Annotated in this window: 14 protein-coding genes; 6 read left to right on the forward strand and 8 right to left on the reverse strand. The window is 66.5% G+C overall.

Going from position 1 to position 16,583, the window contains the following annotated elements; all coding sequences use genetic code 11:
• Positions 1-23: 23 nt before the first annotated feature.
• A complete protein-coding gene (locus J1N60_RS05370; RefSeq protein ID WP_312911311.1) occupies positions 24-1,895 on the reverse strand; it encodes a S9 family peptidase in 1,872 nt (623 codons plus the stop codon).
• Positions 1,896-2,018: 123 nt separating this feature from the next.
• On the opposite strand from J1N60_RS05370, the gene J1N60_RS05375 reads away from it, so the two are divergent.
• Positions 2,019-2,618, forward strand: a complete 600-nt coding sequence (locus tag J1N60_RS05375; RefSeq protein WP_312911313.1) for an alpha/beta hydrolase — start codon at positions 2,019-2,021, stop codon at positions 2,616-2,618.
• A gap of 103 nt (positions 2,619-2,721) precedes the next feature.
• Here the strand turns inward: J1N60_RS05375 and upp are convergent, their stop codons facing one another.
• The 4 genes from upp to J1N60_RS05395 all read right to left on the reverse strand — a co-directional run bounded on the left by upp (position 2,722) and on the right by J1N60_RS05395 (position 9,186).
• Complete coding sequence (gene upp / locus J1N60_RS05380; protein ID WP_312911315.1) at positions 2,722-3,399, reverse strand: uracil phosphoribosyltransferase; 678 nt, start codon at positions 3,397-3,399, stop codon at positions 2,722-2,724.
• 88 nt (positions 3,400-3,487) lie between these two features.
• Entirely contained in the window at positions 3,488-5,167 is a 1,680-nt protein-coding gene (locus J1N60_RS05385; protein ID WP_312911317.1) for a Coenzyme F420 hydrogenase/dehydrogenase, beta subunit C-terminal domain, read from the reverse strand.
• Positions 5,160-6,902 carry a nitrite/sulfite reductase gene (locus J1N60_RS05390; protein WP_312911319.1) on the reverse strand — a complete coding sequence of 581 codons (1,743 nt, stop codon included), beginning with the start codon at positions 6,900-6,902 and terminating at the stop codon, positions 5,160-5,162. Before J1N60_RS05390 ends, J1N60_RS05385 begins: the two co-directional genes overlap by 8 nt.
• A 460-nt stretch (positions 6,903-7,362) precedes the next feature.
• Positions 7,363-9,186 carry a site-2 protease family protein gene (locus J1N60_RS05395; protein WP_312911321.1) on the reverse strand — a complete coding sequence of 608 codons (1,824 nt, stop codon included), beginning with the start codon at positions 9,184-9,186 and terminating at the stop codon, positions 7,363-7,365.
• A gap of 248 nt (positions 9,187-9,434) precedes the next feature.
• Between J1N60_RS05395 and J1N60_RS05400 the strand changes: the two genes are divergently transcribed.
• Both J1N60_RS05400 and J1N60_RS05405 read left to right on the forward strand, forming a co-directional pair.
• Positions 9,435-9,665 carry an AbrB/MazE/SpoVT family DNA-binding domain-containing protein gene (locus J1N60_RS05400; protein ID WP_312911322.1) on the forward strand — a complete coding sequence of 77 codons (231 nt, stop codon included), beginning with the start codon at positions 9,435-9,437 and terminating at the stop codon, positions 9,663-9,665.
• On the forward strand, positions 9,666-10,040 hold the full coding sequence (locus J1N60_RS05405) for a PIN domain-containing protein (RefSeq protein ID WP_312911323.1): 375 nt from the start codon (positions 9,666-9,668) through the stop codon (positions 10,038-10,040).
• 17 nt (positions 10,041-10,057) lie between these two features.
• Here J1N60_RS05405 and lysS read toward each other — a convergent pair whose 3' ends face one another.
• Positions 10,058-11,842, reverse strand: coding sequence for a lysine--tRNA ligase (gene lysS, locus J1N60_RS05410; RefSeq protein ID WP_312911324.1), 1,785 nt, complete (start codon positions 11,840-11,842; stop codon positions 10,058-10,060).
• Complete coding sequence (gene pyrH / locus J1N60_RS05415) at positions 11,832-12,563, reverse strand: UMP kinase (protein WP_312911325.1); 732 nt, start codon at positions 12,561-12,563, stop codon at positions 11,832-11,834. The genes lysS and pyrH overlap by 11 nt, the downstream gene beginning before the upstream one ends.
• A 107-nt stretch (positions 12,564-12,670) precedes the next feature.
• On the opposite strand from pyrH, the gene J1N60_RS05420 reads away from it, so the two are divergent.
• The 3 genes from J1N60_RS05420 (at position 12,671) to J1N60_RS05430 (ending at position 15,504) form a co-directional block, all read left to right on the forward strand.
• Positions 12,671-13,504 carry a molybdopterin synthase gene (locus J1N60_RS05420; protein WP_312911326.1) on the forward strand — a complete coding sequence of 278 codons (834 nt, stop codon included), beginning with the start codon at positions 12,671-12,673 and terminating at the stop codon, positions 13,502-13,504.
• A 236-nt stretch (positions 13,505-13,740) separates the two neighbouring features.
• On the forward strand, positions 13,741-13,980 hold the full coding sequence (locus J1N60_RS05425; RefSeq protein ID WP_253432306.1) for a DUF7123 family protein: 240 nt from the start codon (positions 13,741-13,743) through the stop codon (positions 13,978-13,980).
• Between the two features lie 399 nt (positions 13,981-14,379).
• A complete protein-coding gene (locus J1N60_RS05430) occupies positions 14,380-15,504 on the forward strand; it encodes a site-2 protease family protein (RefSeq protein WP_312911328.1) in 1,125 nt (374 codons plus the stop codon).
• A gap of 72 nt (positions 15,505-15,576) precedes the next feature.
• Here J1N60_RS05430 and thiL read toward each other — a convergent pair whose 3' ends face one another.
• The gene (gene thiL, locus J1N60_RS05435) at positions 15,577-16,524 is read right to left on the reverse strand and encodes a thiamine-phosphate kinase (RefSeq protein ID WP_312911330.1); all 948 of its coding nucleotides are present in this window, start codon (positions 16,522-16,524) and stop codon (positions 15,577-15,579) included.
• Positions 16,525-16,583: the final 59 nt, after the last annotated feature.

Here is a 16,583-nt window from a genome sequence, read left to right on the forward strand (position 1 = left end):
TGGTGGCCCTTATCGAGTCGGCCTCACTCTACCCGTCGCTCGAGGAAGTCCGCCAGCAGTTCGAACATCCGCAGTTTCTGTGCCTGATCTGAGGAGGCGTGGCCCTCCTCGCCGAGTTCCTCGTACTCGAAGTCCTCGCCCTCCTCGTAGCCGTTCTCGAGCAGGGCGTCCCGGAAGATTCGGGCCTGCGACACCGGGACGCGGCGGTCGTTGACGCCGTGAACGAGGAAGATCGGATCCTCGACGTTCTCGACGTGGGTCACGGGACTGCGCTCCCGGTAGAGGTCGGGGTTCTCCTCGGGCGTCCCGAGGTAGGTCTCCATCAACTCGGTCCGGAAGTGGGGCATCGTGTTCTCGAACATATCCTCGAGGTCGGTGAGGCCGATCCAGGCGACGCCCGCGCTATAGAGGTCGGGGTACTGGACCATCTGCCAGTAGGCGGAGTAGCCGCCGTAGGAGCCGCCGAAGACGACGACGCGGTCCGAATCGAGGAAGCCGTAGGTCTCGAGGACGTACTCGGCCGCGGTAGCGACATCGCCCTGTTCGGCGCCCGCCCAGTCGTCGTAGAGTTCGCGAACGAACTTTCGGCCTCGGCCCGTGGATCCGCGGTAGTTGATCTGGAGCACCGAGAAGCCCTGGGAGACCAGCACCTGGGTGTAGAGGTCGAACGACTTGGTGTCTCGAGCACGGGGGCCGCCGTGGGGATTGACGATCAGTGGCGACGGTCGTTCGCCCGAATCGTAGAAGAGCGCGCCGATCTCGAGTTCGTCGTAGGGTTCGTGCTCGACAGCGCGCTGAGGTGTCTCCGGAATCCCGTCGGAGTCCATGCGGAGGTACTCCGCGTCCGCGAAGTCCTCGGGATCGAACGGCCCGTACTCGGCCTCGAGCAGCGTCTCGTAGCTATCCTCGGCGAGGTCGTAGACCAGCAGTTCGGGACGCCGGGTGGGCGTCGTGTGCTGGACGAGTACGCGGTCGTCGTCGATGACGACGCTGCCGGGGCCGTAGCCGCCCAGAGAGGCGACGCCCTCGGGGACGTCGAACTCGCGGTTCTCGCCGGTCTCGAGGTCGTAGACGACGGGGACGGCGACGGCGTCGCGACTCCGCATCGCGAGTACCCGCTCGCCGTCGGGGAGGAAGGTGGTGCCGTGTTCTTCGTACTCGTACTCGCCCTCGCCGTACCACTCGACCGAGTCCGACTCGAGGTCGTAGACGCCGATCCGTCCCAGGTCCGCGGAGTTGTCGCTGACGAGCAAGCGCTCGCCCTCGGGGCTCCAGTCGTTGGGCATCGACTCCGCGCCGTCCTCGCCCAGTTCGAGGTTCCGGGGGTTCGAGCCGTCGACGTCCATCACGTAGACGTCCTTGTTATTGTGGTCGTCCGATTCGTTCGTCGAGAACGCCACCCGCTGGCCGTCCGGCGAGAGTTTCGCGCCACCGGCCGCTCGCTCGTAGTCCGTGATCTTGGTCGTCTCACCGCTCGAGCGGTCGTGGTGATAGAGGTTCATCTGCCCGTCTCGTGTCGAGCCAACGATCAGCGTCTCGCCGTCGTCGCTCACGTCCTGAATCGTGACCTGCCCGTCCATCTCGAGGACGGACTCGACCTCGCCGTCGCGGGTGAGCGCGTAGATGTCGTTCTGCTCGTTACCGTCGTCGTCGAGGTGGAAGAACACCCGATCGCCGTCGCCCCAGGTGACGAACCAGCGGGCGTTTCGGGGGACCTCGCCGTCGGACCACTGCTCGAGGTCGCCACTCTCGACGTCGAGGACGTGGAGTTCGTTTCGGCCCGTCACGTCGTAGTAGAGCGCCACTTCGTTGCCATCCGGCCTCACCGTCGGGTGGGCCATCGTCGGCAGACTCGCCAGTTCCTCGAGGACGTCGGCGTCGACAGACTGTGCCATACGACATCGTGACTCGGACGGCTCTTCAATACTTGGAAATGCGTCACGTCTCACCGGTTTCACGAGCCGATGCCGGCCACGAGATCTGGTGGCTTCAAGCCGACTGGACCCGAACCGCCGGCCGTGTCACAGCCGATCGTCGTCCCCGGAGCGCGAGACGTCCGGGCCACGTTCGAGGAACCGTCGTCGGAGCCGACCACCATCGTCGTCGCCTGTCCGCCCCACCCCCAGCACGGCGGCAACCGGGGGGACCGCCGTCTGGTCGCCGTCAGCGACGCTCTCGTCGATCGCGGGATCGCCTGCCTGCGGATCGACTACGGGGAGTGGGACGAGGGCCACGGCGAGCGCGAAGACGTCCGGAACGCGATCCGCTGGGCCAGCCCACGATACGACCGCGTCGGCGTCTTCGGCTTCAGTTTCGGCTCCGGACTGGCCCTGCTCGCGAGCGCCGACGACCCCGCCGTCGACGCGGTCTCGGCGCTGGCGCCGCCCTCGAGCCTCGGCCAGGATCTCGAGGTGGTGCCGGCGCTCGCGTCGCTCGATATTCCGGTCCAGATCGGCTACGGGGCCCGGGATACGACCGTCGACTGGGAACCGGTCGTCGAGGCGGCGACGGAGCGGGGCGACCGCGTGCTCGAGTTCTCGGCGGATCACTTCTTCGTCGGCCAGCACGAGTCGGTCGCGACGGAGATTGGCGATTTTTTCGCCGAGACGCTCGAGTGAGGCGTCGCTCTCTCTCTCCGAGTGGTCGGTTCGGTCACTGACTCTCGCTCGAGCGACACCCTTTCGTGGAAATACGCCCAGAGAAAAACGGCTCGTCGCCCGCTCAGGTCGTCCGGAACGCCCGATCGCCCGCGTCGCCCAGGCCGGGGACGATGAAGCCGTTCTCGTCGAGGTGGTCGTCGATAGCCACCGTCAGGAGGTCGGCCTCGGGAACGGCCTCACTCACGCGGAGGAGCCCCTCGGGCGCCGAAACTGCTGAGAGGACGATCAGATGCTCCGGATCGGTCGAGTTCGCGACCACGTGCTCGAGGACGGCGTTCATCGTGCTGCCGGTCGCGAGCATCGGATCCGCGACGATCACGGTGTCGTCCTCGGTGATCTCGGGGAGCTTGACGTAGTCGATCGTAATGGGGAAGGTGCCGTTCTCGTCGCGCCCGGCCTCCTCGTCGCGACTGGCACTGATGACGCCCTGGCGGGCGCGCGGGAAGGCCTTGAGCAATCCTTCGACGAAGGGCGTCGCGGCCCGGAGGACGTTGATGATGACCACGTCGTCGAGGCCCTTGACCCGCTCGCCCATGGTTGCCTCGAGTGGCGTCTCGATCTCGACGTACTCGGTTTCCATGCGTCCGTCGATGATCTCGTAGCCACAGATCCGCCCGAGTTTCACGAGTCCCTTCCGGAAGCTCACCTGTTCGGTTTCGACGTCCCGCAGGCGCGAGAGCGTGTCCTTCGCCAGCGCGTGGGTGACGAGGTAGGCGTCACCGCGGTCTTCGATCGGCATACCGGCACTCCGCGGGCGGTGACATTTATTGTACCGATTGCTCGAGACGGACCGTCCGGCGCCGGTCGTCCAGCATCGGTCGATCCGTTCAGTGCCCGGAGTCGTGCGGATTCAACACCGTGCCGTAGTGTTCAGCGTGGTCGGCGTAGTCGATGAATCGCGGCGCGTCGGGGTCGAACGGCCGCTCGAGGCTCTCGAAGGCCTTCTTCTTGTCCCAGCTCTGGAGGCCGCCGATGGCCGACCGGTCCTCGAGGTCGTGGTACTCGAGAATTGGTTCGGTGAGCTCCCATGCTTTCAGCCCCTGCTCGGTGCGGACGATGACGCTCGAGTACTCGTCGGCGGACCCGACGGAGCCGACGGTGACGTCGGCGGCGTAGCCGGTGAAGTCGGCGCACTCGTCACAGCCCTTGAGCGCGGCGTCGTGGAAGTTCTCGATGTCCTCCTCCAGCATCATCCGGTCGTCGTGGTCGTAGACCATCAACTTCCCCTGGAGGACGTCCATCTTGCCGATCTCGTCGGGCGAGATTCCCCGTTGTTCCTCGAGGTGCTCGCCCATGAGGCTGTAGTAGTTGAAGTTCTTGGTGCACATCAGCGCGATGGTGTAATCCACCGCGCGAACCCCCTCCTCCTGGGCGCCGTATTCCCACTCGAAGTCCTGCAACGCACGGATGCCTTCGATCTCACAGGGGGTGCCCACGAGCGCCAGCGAGAGGTTCTCCCACGGTTCGTCGGGAAGCTTGTGCTCCCACTGGTCCAGATCGAGGTTGCCGAGCGCGAGCGTCTGGTTGTAGATGGTGCCCGCGTTCTCGATCAGGTCCTCGCGGCTGGTGGCGAGGTAGCTCTCGGCCTTCCAGGGCTCCTCCTCGCTCTCGGTGGCGATGAGCGCGCCGTCGATCTCGCCGGCCTCGAGCAGGGTGGCGAGGATGCCGGTGACGACGCCGCCGTCCTGGGCACCGCCGGTCCAGTCGTCGTCGACCTTCGCGGAGAACTCCGTGATCGGGTCGCCCGCGCCCGAGACGTTGTCGTCGCCGCCGGTGATCTTCCACTGGCGCTCGTAGCGCAGGCCGCCGCGGGGACAGAAGTCCCAGCAGAGCGAACAGCCGGTACACATCTTGACCAGTTTCGGCAGGTCGTCGTCGCCGACGTCGATGGAGTCGGACGGGCAGGCCGAGACGCAGGTCCCACACTGGATACAGCGGCCGTCGTCGATGACGGCCTCGTCCAGTTCCATGAACCAGGTCTTCTCGTCGGGCGTCTCGATGTCGTTCATCTCCGAGCGGATCTCGTAGCCCGGCGTGTCGAGGTCGACGCGCTCGGGAACGCCGACGCGCTCGTCGGGCGCGCCGCTGTCGACGTCCTGGCTGACCCCCTCGGCGGGTTCGGTGAACTCCACGTCTCTGAGGGTGCCGTCGGCGTCGACGTTGGCCGGTCGAGCGCCACCGTCTGGTCGAAGCCCTGGCCTGCCCCCATTCCTTTCACTCGCGGGGACACCGTCGGAACGGATCTCCGACGAGTCCTCGTTGGCGGTTTCCGCCGTAGCTGCCGCAGCCACCGCGGCCGACTCGGGCTCCTCGCCGTCGGGACCGACGCCGTCGGCAGGAATCGTGCCGTGTTCGCTGTCGGGGCGGTGGATCCGCGCGCTCGACGCCGTCGGGACGGACTCCTCGTCACCGTCGGCATCCGTCTCGGGGACCGCCGGGTACACGGGGGTATCGTCGACGTCGCTGTCCCGTTCCTCGGTCGTCCGTTCGTCGTGTTCCTCAGTCATCGACGGCTACCCCCTCGGTGACGGGCGCGTCGGCCCGCTTCATGATCGAGCGCAGCTGTCCGTTGTCGACCCGGCGACACCACTCGTAGAACCGCTCGCCGTCGGCCCGGCCCTCGGCATAGGCCTCGAACAGCCGCTCGAGGGCGGGGATGACGGCGTCGGCGGGGACCGCGTTCTCGACCCAGTCGAGGAACTCGTTGTCGGACCCGAGCGAGCCGCCGAGGCCGAAGTCCATGCCCTCGACGATGTCGTCAGCGTCTCGCGGGTTTTGCCCGCTCGAATCGTCCGCGGAGCGAGGCTCCGCGCTCTCACCGTCGGTATCGACCTGGACGGTCTCGCCGCGGAAACCGATGTCCGCGATCTGAGGCTGGGCGCACGACGCGGAACAGCCCGACATGTGCATCCGGACGACCTCGAGGTCCTCGGGCGTGTCGATGCGCTCGTCGAGTTCGCGGGCCCAGCGCCTGACGCGCTTTTTCGTCTCGATGATGCCGTAGTTGCAGAACTCCGAACCGGTGCAGCCGACGGCGCCGCGCGAGAACGGGCCGGGGTTGGGCTGGTAGTCCTGGGCGAACGGCTCCGCGAGCAGGTCCTCGACGTTCTCCGACGGAACGTGGGTGATGAGGAAGTTCTGGTCGGTCGCCAGCCGGATCGAGGCATCCTCGGTGCCGTAGGTCCTGGCCGCGCGGGCCGCCTCGGCGAACTCGTCACCGCCCATTCGTCCTGCGATTACGTTGAAGCCGACGTAGGTCAGGCCTTCCTGTTTCTGGTCGTGGACGCCGACGTGGTCGCCGGCATACCCCTCGGTGAGGTCGACGCCCCTGGTAGGCAAGTCGACGGTGCAGCGGTCGCGGATCGCCGCCTCGAACGTCTCGGGGCCGAGTTGCTCGACGAGGTAGCGCATCCGGCAGACGCCGCGGTTGTTTCGGTCGCCGAGTTCCTTGAACGTCTGGGCGACCGCCCGGCAGAACTCGACGGCGTCTTCCGGCGGGACGAACACGTCGAGGTTCGAGGCCATCCGCGGACCGTCCGAGAGGCCGCCGCCGACGCGGACGTGGAAGCCGTAGTACGCCTGTCCGTCGCGTTCCTTGCGTGCGGGAACCAGTCCGAGGTCGTTGATCTGGGACTGGGCGCAGTCGTGTGTACACCCCGTAATCGTCATCTTGAACTTGCGGGGGAGGTTCGCGTACTCGCGGTTGCCGGTGAAGTACTCGGAGACGGCGTCGACGACCGGCTGGGCGTCGAAGCACTCGTGATCGTCGAGCCCCGCGGCGGGACAGCCGAGTACGTTCCGCGCGCCGTCACCGCACCCCTGGATCGTCGTCAGCCCGACCTCGTCGTAGCGCTCCCAGATGGCGGGGACATCTTCGACCTCCACCCAGTGCTTCTGGACATCCTGGCGAGTCGTGATGTCGAGGTAGGCGTCACCCCAGAGGTCGTTCTGGTTCTCGCCCCCGTACTCCTCGGGCGCGGTGGCGTACTCCTCGACGACCTCGCCGATCACCTCGGCCTGATCGGGCGTAAGGTAGCCGCCGGGAACCTTCGTCCGCATCATGAAGTAACCGTCCTGGACGCCGTGGCTGTACATGCCGGCCCACTTGAGCCGTTCCCACTCGCCGCCGCCAGCGCGTTCTTCGATCTCGTCGAAGGATAGCCCCTCTTCGGCGTACCGCCTGACGTCCTCGATCACGTCTAACGGGTGTTTCTCCTGTTTCCACTCCTCGACCGCGTTCATCGTGTCGTCCTCCGGTTCTGGTGCGGGGGATCGTCTGTACCGTGCATGGTGATTCACTGCCGCGAGTTGCGTGCGAATGTCTTACAGAGTCCCGTTCAATGCCTCTTGGTATCACGGTTAACGCTGCTCCCGCTGCGCGAAACGGTCTGTTCTTGCCGGTACCCGTGACGCGTCCGCGAGTGAGGCCACTGGCACGTGGTACTCCTCTCCGGCCCATTGTCCACCCCGCCGGGCCCGACCCGACACGCCCGACCGGTGTTCCCGCTGCTCGCCGCGAGCGCTCGAACGGGCACGCTATCGGTCCTGGTGGGCGACCAGGTACTCGTCGTTCGTCACGATGCGGTGGAAATTGCCGGTTTTGGTCAGCGGTGGCGACGACTGGGCCCGGCCGCGCGTTCGTTCGGTCGACAACGTCGGCAAGCGCTCGACTCCGTTCTCGAGCCGAGACCATCTCGGCCGATCACCCTGCCAACAGCTGCGGCCCGAACAGCATGAACAGGAAGCTCACGAGCATCGTGATGCCGACGAGCGTCGTCACGACCCGGACCATCCCGCGGGTCGCCTCGAGCGGAAGTCGCGAGAGGACCGACTCCGTGCTCGTCCGGAGGATGTGGCCGCCGTCGAGCGGGAACGCCGGAATGCAGTTGAAGAAGCCGAGCTGGACGTTGATCCAGCCGGTCCAGAACAGCGCGTTAGCGAGGGCGAACACGGTCCAGTCGCCCAGCCCGGCGAGCAGCCCCTGGGCCTGGTAGAAGTTCTCGATGCCGCCGGCGAAGCCGGCGAAGTTGTACGGCAGGAGGCCGACGACGGAGACGATCGGCAAGAAGAGCACGAACGCGACCTTTCCGAGGAAGCTCTCGGTGATGTGGCCGTAACTGCCCTGAGCGTCGCCGCCGAGAATCGCCAGGTACTCCTCGACCGGGTACAGCTCGAGGCCGGCGTCGCTCACCTGGATGCCCGAGATGCCGCCGACGCTGAAGAAGCCGACGGTCCCGCCCTCGGTGAGTTGGCTGCGCTCGCCGAGGGTGACGTCGTAGCTGACGCGCTCGCCGTCGAGGTAGCCCGCGACGGTCACCTCGTTGCCGGGATCGGTGTCGCCGAGCAGGGACTCGAGGTCGGCGTACGACTGCGTACGCTCGCCATCGAACTCGGTGATGACGAATCGCTCGCCGGCGGGTGCCCCCGCCTCGGTGAGCGGCCCGTCGTCGGCGACCTGGACGACGCTCCCGATGGGGACGGCCTCGAGCGTCCGTTCCTCGCCGTCGCGCTGGATCGTCAGGTCGACGACCTCGCTGTCGCCAACGGCCTCGAGGAATCCAGCCTCGGTGACGACCGGCTCGCCGTCGACGGCCAGGATGAGGTCCCCGGGTTCGATGTCGATCGGCGAGTCCTCGAGCGCGGCGGTCACCGGCAGGGACTGGTCCATCTCCTCGGTCCGGTCGCCGTTGAGTTCGACGGTGACGGTGCCGCTCCCCGCGGCCTCGAGCGTCTCCGAGAGGTCGTCGTTGGACTCGACCGGTTGTCCCTCGACGGCGGTGATGCGGTCGTTGGGCTGGATGCCCGCGGCTTCGGCGGGCGAACCGGGGGCGACGCCGCCGACGGCAGCGCCCGGGGCGGTGCCGATCGATCCGACGACGGGGCCGAAGAGCAGGGCGAACGCGAGGATCGTCACCGCGAAGTTGAACGTGACGCCCGCGGCGAACATTCGCGTTTGCGCCCCGCGGGAGGCCGCTCGACTGCTCTCCTGGTCGGGTTCGACGAACGCGCCGATCGGCAGGACGGCGAGCATGGCGACGCCCATCGAGTCGATGTCGATGTCCTCGACGCGACAGAGCAGGCCGTGGCCGCCCTCGTGGACGACCAGGCCGACCAGGAGGCCGATGACGATGCCCGGAGTAGCCGACAGCGGCAGGAACTCGTTGACGCCCGGGATCACGAGGACGTTCGAGGGTTGCTGGACGCTCGAGGGCTGGGGGGAGTTCGCGGCGGCGAACGCGGCGGTGAGCAAGAAGACGAACATCGCGCCCATGACGACGATGGCGATGCCGACGCCGAAATTCGCCCAGGCGCGCCAGAGCCGCTTTGGCCCGGCGAGCCAGTCGAGGAAGGCGCGCCCGCGTTTCGTGTGGATCGTCAGGATCGGCCCCTGGGTCTTGACGTAGTTGGGGAGGAGACCGCGCTGGCGGAGGGCGATGACGGCGAGCCAGTAGGCGGCGATCCCGGCGAGAATCCACGTGAGAGTGTCCGAGATGGGGAGGAACGCGACGACCGTGGAAGGCTGCATTGGTACGTTGTGGGAGCGGCGTAGCCAAAGGCGTTTTGTCTGGAACCGTGGCGGAGCGTGTTCACCTCGAGGGGCAGTCACGAGTGCGTGCCCACGAGCGGCCGGTAGGGGTAGCCGTCACGCCATCGACGGATCGAAACCGGCCTGGACGGCTTTTGAATACCGGTCTCCTGATGGCGTGCCAATCTGTGTGGGTAGCTTCTGATTCTCGGGGAAGATTCTTGTAAATACCTATCGTACGACCGTATATGACCGACGCGACGCTGGACGATCGCGGCCGTTTGACGCTCCCAAAGGCGATCCGAGAGCGATACGGTGACCACTATCACGTCGTCCAGCTCCACGACGGAATCAAGTTGATACCGATCGAGGACGATCCCCTCGAGGCGCTTCGAGACGAATTTGCGGACGTCGAGAAAACGGCTAGCGAACTCCGTGAGGAGGCACGCGAAGCGGCGCTAGAAGAGGCTGGACGCTGAATGTACGCGGAAACGGATTTTCTCTTCGCGCTCATCAAGGACGACGACTGGCTTGGAGATGCGGCCGAGACGGTGTATCGCGACCATCGAGACGACTTGTGGACCTCGCAGTTTACGCTCATCGAACTGCTCCTCGTCGCCTATCGCGAGGGTCGAGATTCGGAACGCGTCGTGACGAACGCCGCGAGACTCGTCGATGTCCACGGCGACGTGGACACCGTCGTCGCAGCAGCAACGTACGTGGAAGATCACGGCTTCACACCGTTCGATACACTTCACCTCGTCGAGTCCGGGGACGATACTATCGTCTCCAGTGACGGGGCGTACGAAGGGGTCAGCTCCCGTCTCGATCTGACCGCGATAGACGAGGAGTAGGTGCAGCCGACTGGAGACTATCGCTCCCGTCGAAGCCGATCCACGACGAACGCTCGATCCACCTTCGCGAGGAACGGACCGAGCTTCGGGCCCTGTTCCTCGTCGAAGAAGAGGCGGTAGCCAGCCGAAAAGAAGTCGCCGACGCCGACGTCGTGACGTTTCGCGGTCTCGTAGATTTCGCCCTGGATCTCGTCGGGGCCGTGGCCTTCCTCGATGAAGTCGGCCAGTTCCTCGAGCGCCGCCTCCGTCGCCGCGTCGAAGTCGTGGTCCGGGACCGCCTCGCGCTTGAGTTCGTAGTCGAACTCGTTTTCGGTGCGCCGGGCCCAGTTCCGGGCGCGCTCGACGCGGGCGAGGGCGTCCTCGACGGCCCACTCGGGGGCGTCGTCGGGGATGTGCCCTTCGCGTCGGGCGATCTCCTCGCGCAGGTCGGGATCCTCGGTCATGCCGAGGACGGCGGCGAAGGTGTAGGGGAGGCGGATGCGCTCCGCTCGGGCCTCGAGTTCGTTGGCGCTGGTTGCGTCGCCATCGTCACCGTCGCCGGTAACGCTGCCGACCACCAGCGGATAGACTCGCTCGGCGAACGCCCGCTCGTCCTCGCTGGCGTCGACTTCGCCGAAGTAGATCGCCTCGAAGCGGTCGAACTCGTCGACGAGCAGGTCGAGGCGTTCGACGCTGAAGTCCCGGGCCTTCGCCGGGTCCTTCGCGAAGAAGTACCGTAGCACCTCGGACTCGAGCACCTCGAGGACGTCCGAAACCAGAATCACGTTCCCCTGCGAGGACGAGAAGGGCTCGCCGTCGAGGGTGAACCACTCGTAGACCATCGGGACCGGCGGTTCGATCTCGAAGAAATTCCGGGCGATGTCCTCGCCGCTGGGCCAGGAGCCCTCGGCGTGGTCCTTCCCGAAGGGCTCGAAGTCGACGCCCAGGACCTGCCACTGGCCGGGCCACTCGAAGCGCCAGGGCATCTTGCCCTCGCGGAACGTGGCGGTTCCCTCGTGGCCACAGCCCGAAATCGTCCGGTCGCCGGCTTCCATGTCGGTGCACTCGTAGTCGACGGTGCCGGCCTCGAGATCGACGCCGGTGACGGTTTCGGTCACCTTGCCGCACTCGCTGCAAATGGGGTTGAACGGGACGTAGTCACCGTCGCTGTCGACCTTGTCCTGGTACTGTGAGAGTACTTCGGCCGCGCGGTCGCGGTTCTCGAGGACGTACGCGACGACGTCGTCGAACGTGCCCTCGAGGTAGAGGTCGGTCGTCGAGACGAGGTCGATGGGCACCTCGAGGGCGTCGGCGCTGTCCTGAATGATGGTCGAGAAGTGGTCGCCGTAGGAGTCACAGCAGCCGAACGGATCCGGGATGTCGGTGTAGGGTGCCCCCAGATTCCGCCCGAGTGCGCCCGCGTCGACGTCCCCGAGGTCGACGAGGTTCCCCTCGAGGTCACAGAGCGTGCGCGGGAGTTTTCTGAGGGGGTCGCGGTCGTCGCTGGTGAACACCTGGCGGACCTCGTGGCCGCGCTCGCGGAGGACCTCGGCGACGTAGTAGCCGCGCATGATCTCGTTCATGTTGCCGAGGTGAGGGACGCCGGAGGGGGAGATGCCGCCCTTGATGACGATCGGCTCCTCGGGGTCTCGAGCCTCGATGCGATCCGCCACCTCGTCGGCCCAGAATGCGTGATACTCGTCGCCGCCTTCTTCGGGCTCGCGCTGGAGCGTGTACGGACTCTCCGTCTCCGTCTCACTCGCCGGGGAGCCATCGGCCCCGCCGGAGTCGCCGTCGCTCGAGGCCGTCTTCTCAGTGCTCATCGGTCTCGCCCGCCCAGTAGGTCGGTTCCTCGCCCGCTCTCTCCGGGATAACGTCCGTCCCGTCGTGGTCGCCGTAGCGAACGGCCCGGGCGATTCGATCGGGGTCCGTCCCGTCGAGGACGATGGTTCGCATGCCCGAGCGCTGGATGATTTTGGCGGCGAGCAGGTCGACGGGCGCCGAGGAACCGGCGTTCATCTCGAGGCCGGCGATGACGTCTACCAGCTCCGTGGCCGACAGTTCACCGTACTTCGTCGCCCCGTCGTTCTCGTTCGGGTCGTCGGAGTAGACGCCGGGGACGCTCGTGGCGTAGACGAGTAGGTCGGCGTCGACGTACTCCGCGAGAGCGGCGCCGACGGCGTCGGTCGTCTGGGCCGGAGCGACCCCGCCCATCACGCAGACCTCTCCGCGCCGAAGGGCGTCGCCGGCGGTTTCGTAGTCTCGAGCCGGCGCCGTCACGGCATCTTCGCCGAGCGCGGCGATGAGCAGGCGCGCGTTGAGCCGGGTGACGTCGATACCCAGCTGGTCGAGTTCGATTTCGTTAGCACCCAAATCTCGGGCGGCGCTGATATACTCGCGAGCGACGCCGCCACCCCCGACGACGGCCCCGACTCGACACCCGTCCGCGACGAGGTCTTCGACGACGGCGGCGTGTGCCTGCACCCGATCCGCGCCGGGCTCGGGCACGAGCACGCTCCCGCCGATTGAGACGACCACTTTCATACTACCGCGGTCTAACCGGGTTGCCATCTTAAGGGTTGTCAACCCCGTTCGGCGACCGCTCCGCGCGCGGACGACAGCTACAAAACGCTCCACGCCGAGTATCGAGTATGCACGTCCTCGGCATCATCGGCGACGAGCCCGCCGACGTCCTCGAGCGAACGGCCGACCTGGCCGTGGACAGGCTCTCGCAGGCGGGCCGAGTCGGCGTCGTCCGCTACGACGCGACGATCGCGGACGGACTGGCGGACGCCCACGGTTCGGGACTCACTCCCGGCGGCGACGTCACCTACGCCCTCGGCGCCGACGGCGACTGGACGGCCACGGGAACCGGTCTCTCGGTGACCGACGCCCTCGACACGCTGGCAACCGACTGCGCGTTCGCGGTCGTCGTCGGCCTCGAGATCCCCGGCCACCCGTCGGTCGTGGTCGGCAGCGACGCCGCGATCGCTCGTTCGCCGGTTCTCGCGACCGTCGACGCACCCGGCAACCTCGATCTCACGTCCCTCGTCGCGGAACTCGAGGTCCACGAGCCCTACGAGACGCTCGAGTCCCTCGTCGATCGCCTCAGGGATCGTCCGGCAGCGGACCGAGCGGGAGCGATCGCGACGTTCACCGGGCGCGTCCGCGCGAAAGACACGCCGGACGACGAGCGGACGGAGTACCTCGAGTTCGAGACCTACGAGGGAGTCGCCGAGCAGCGCATGGCGACGATCCAGGCGGAACTCGAGGCGCGCGAGGGCGTCTTCGGTGTCGAGTTACACCACCGGACGGGCGTCGTCCGCGACGGCGAGGACATCGTGTACGTCGTCGTCCTCGCCGGCCACCGCGAGGAGGCGTTTCGGACGGTCGAAGACGGGATCAATCGGCTCAAAGACGAGGTGCCCCTGTTCAAGAAGGAAGTGACGGTCGAGGACGAATTCTGGGTTCACGAACGCTCGTGAGTGCCTCAAAGTGACATTGAAACACCATTTTTGCGACCGTTCATGGCCCTCGATGAGAATCAATCAATAATACGTTAGAAGCTGTTTTAAAACGTCTAATCGGATCTGGTGGCGTCTTTAACGGTTCGTAAAACACGGATAAAACGACGATTACCCCTCGTTTTCCTGAAGCGATTTGAAACGGTTCTAAGTAACTGACCTTTATAACAGTATCCGGTCTGTAGAGGGAGTTGTCGATGAGCACGACAGCCCAACCCTCCACCGACCGCAAAGAACTCCGCCTGAAGCAGTACCTGCGCGACCGTGCCGCAGACGGCGAGATGTACTTCAAAGGGAAGTTCATCGCCGACGATGTCGGCCTCTCCCCCAAGGAAATCGGCGCGCTGATGGTCAAGCTCTCCGACTCGGCGACCGACCTCGAGATCGAGAAGTGGTCGTACACGAGTGCGACGACCTGGCGCGTCGCCCCCGCCTGATCACGTCGTGCCATTGACGCCCTGAACGGCCCCGACGCGTGTGCGTTCCTCCAAGGCGCACACGGCGATCATTACCGGACCTGGGCGATTCCGTATCGCCCTACCCACGTACCGTCGCCCTCGCCAACCGGACGAGGGCGTGATCGAACGCACAGCGGACACCTAACACGCACACGTTCCGGCGCCGACCCTGTCGTACCCGTCGGTGCCGGGCGTTCCCCTTCCACTTTCTCCACGCCTAAAGTGGCGACTCGTGTTCGATCGTCTCCACGCCTCGAGCGTCGACTGGGTCAGAAACGACCGGAATAGCCACTCCCACTCCACTCTCACTCGCCCGGTTCCCGCCAGTGCTCGCCGCCGACAGTCGATTTATACGCACAGACGGTCAACGAACCGGTAATGGATCCGGCGGACCCGACCGACCCCGTCGATGGCCCGCCCCTCGAGTCGATCGAACCGGCGTTTTCGGTCTACGAGATCGCCGTCGACGACGAGGAGATTCGCTACTACGGCACGCCGCAAATGGCCCCCGAGCGGATGATGCGCGAACTCTGGCGGGACTTTCGAGACGCCGGCTACGACGTGCAACTCACGGTTCGCCGCGGCGAGTACGTGCTCGTCGCGGAACCGCTCTCGCTCGGCCCGGACGGCGTCCCCTGGACGAACGTCTTTCTCTTGCTCGCCACGGTCGTCTCGACACTGTTCGCCGGGACGATGTGGTACGGTATCGACCCGATCGCCGACCCGACCGAGATGTGGCGCGCCTGGCCGTTCACCGTCGCGATCCTCGGCGTCCTCGGCGTCCACGAGATGGGCCACTACGTGCTGAGTCGCTACCACCGGGTGGACGCCTCCCTGCCGTACTTCCTGCCGGTGCCGACGCTCATCGGGACGATGGGCGCCGTGATCAAGATGAAAGGGCAAATGCCCGACCGCAAGGCGCTGTTCGACATCGGCGTCGCGGGTCCGATCGCCGGGCTCGTCGCGACGGTCGTCGTCACCGTCGTCGGTCTCCACCTCCCGCCGGTTCCGGTCCCCGAGGGGGCGACCGACCCGAATGCGACCCAGATTCGACTGGGGTTCCCGCCGATGCTCGAGTTGATCGCGGTCGCCGTCGATCAGCCGCTGTACGCCGACGATCAGACGCGAAACGTCAACCCGGTCGTCATCGGCGGCTGGGTCGGGATGTTCATCACGTTCCTGAACCTGATTCCGGTGGGCCAACTCGACGGCGGCCACATCCTCCGGGCGATGGCCGGCGACCTCCAGGAGACCATCGCAGCGCTGGTGCCCGGGGTCCTGTTCGCGCTCGCGGGCTACCTCTACTACGTGGGCGACTACAGCGGAAACTCGGTGTTCATCTGGGTGTTCTGGGGGCTGTTTACCGGGTTGCTCGCGGCCGTGGGTCCAGCGGTTCCGATCGACGACGACCGGCTGGACCGCAAACGGTTCGCACTCGGGGTCGTCACGTTCGGGCTGGGATTGCTGTGTTTTATGCCCGCGCCGATCGCCGTGATCAACTGACGGCTCGAGACTGCCGGAGACGGCCGTGTGCACTCGCTGTGCATTTATTCGCTTCACTCGCTGTGCGTGGGGTCACTCGCCGTGCGTGTAGCCCCGATCGGCCAGCGCTTCGCCGTCGAGTGTGATCTTCGCGTCGGCGTTGACGACCCGTCCGACGACCGAGAGCGAACACTCGAGGTCGTCCCGGACACGTTCGACGGCTGCCTCGGGCGCGGTGCAGACGAGTTCGAAGTCCTCGCCGGTCGTGATCGCTCGCTCGAGGGCGGTTTCGTGATCGTCGACGACGGCCTCGAGCTCGGGCGCGACGGGGATCGACTCGCGCTCGATGGCGAACCCGCAGTCGCTGGCCTCGGCCAGCTGGTGGAGCGATCGGGCGAGGCCGTCGCTCGAGTCCATCATCGCGCTCGCGTGGGGGGCGAGGGCGCGACCCGCGCGGACGCGGGGCTCGAACTGGAAGAGGTCGTTGGCTCGCTCGAGGACGCTGTTTCCCTCTTCGTCGCCTCCGTCTCTGCTGTCTCTACCCTCGTTTCCGTCTCTCCCATCTTTACCGACCTCGAACAACTCGAGAGCTGCCGCGGTCCGTCCGAGCGTCCCCGTCACGCAGACGACATCCCCAGGAGAGGCCCCGTCGCGAAACACCGGCTCGTCGGCCCGTCCGACGGCGGTCGTCGCCACCGTCAACTCCCGGTGAGTATCGAGATCGCCACCGACGTACGTCGCGTTCACGAGGTCACAGACCGCGCTCGCGCCGTCGACGAACGCCTCGAGGTCCGCGGCGTCGAACTCGGGGGCCGCGTAGGCGGCGACGGCCGCCGTCGCCTCGGCGCCCATGGCCGCCACGTCCGAGAGCGAGGCGCCGACGGCCCGCCAGCCGACGGTGTACCGGGTCGTCCCCGGCGGAAAGTCGGTCGTCTCGTGGAGCATGTCCGTCGTGATGACGAGGTCGTCCACGACGGCGGCGTCGTCACCTACCGGGTCGAGCCGGTTCTCGAGCAACGCCAGCGCGGCCCGTTCGTCCATACCGGTCCTTTCGACGGCGGGGCGAAAAACCATCCGGATCCCTGGCTCGACCCGTGCGG

Origin of the sequence: Natronosalvus caseinilyticus (assembly GCF_017357105.1) — an archaeon.
GTDB classification, from domain to species: Archaea; Halobacteriota; Halobacteria; order Halobacteriales; family Natrialbaceae; genus Natronosalvus; species Natronosalvus caseinilyticus.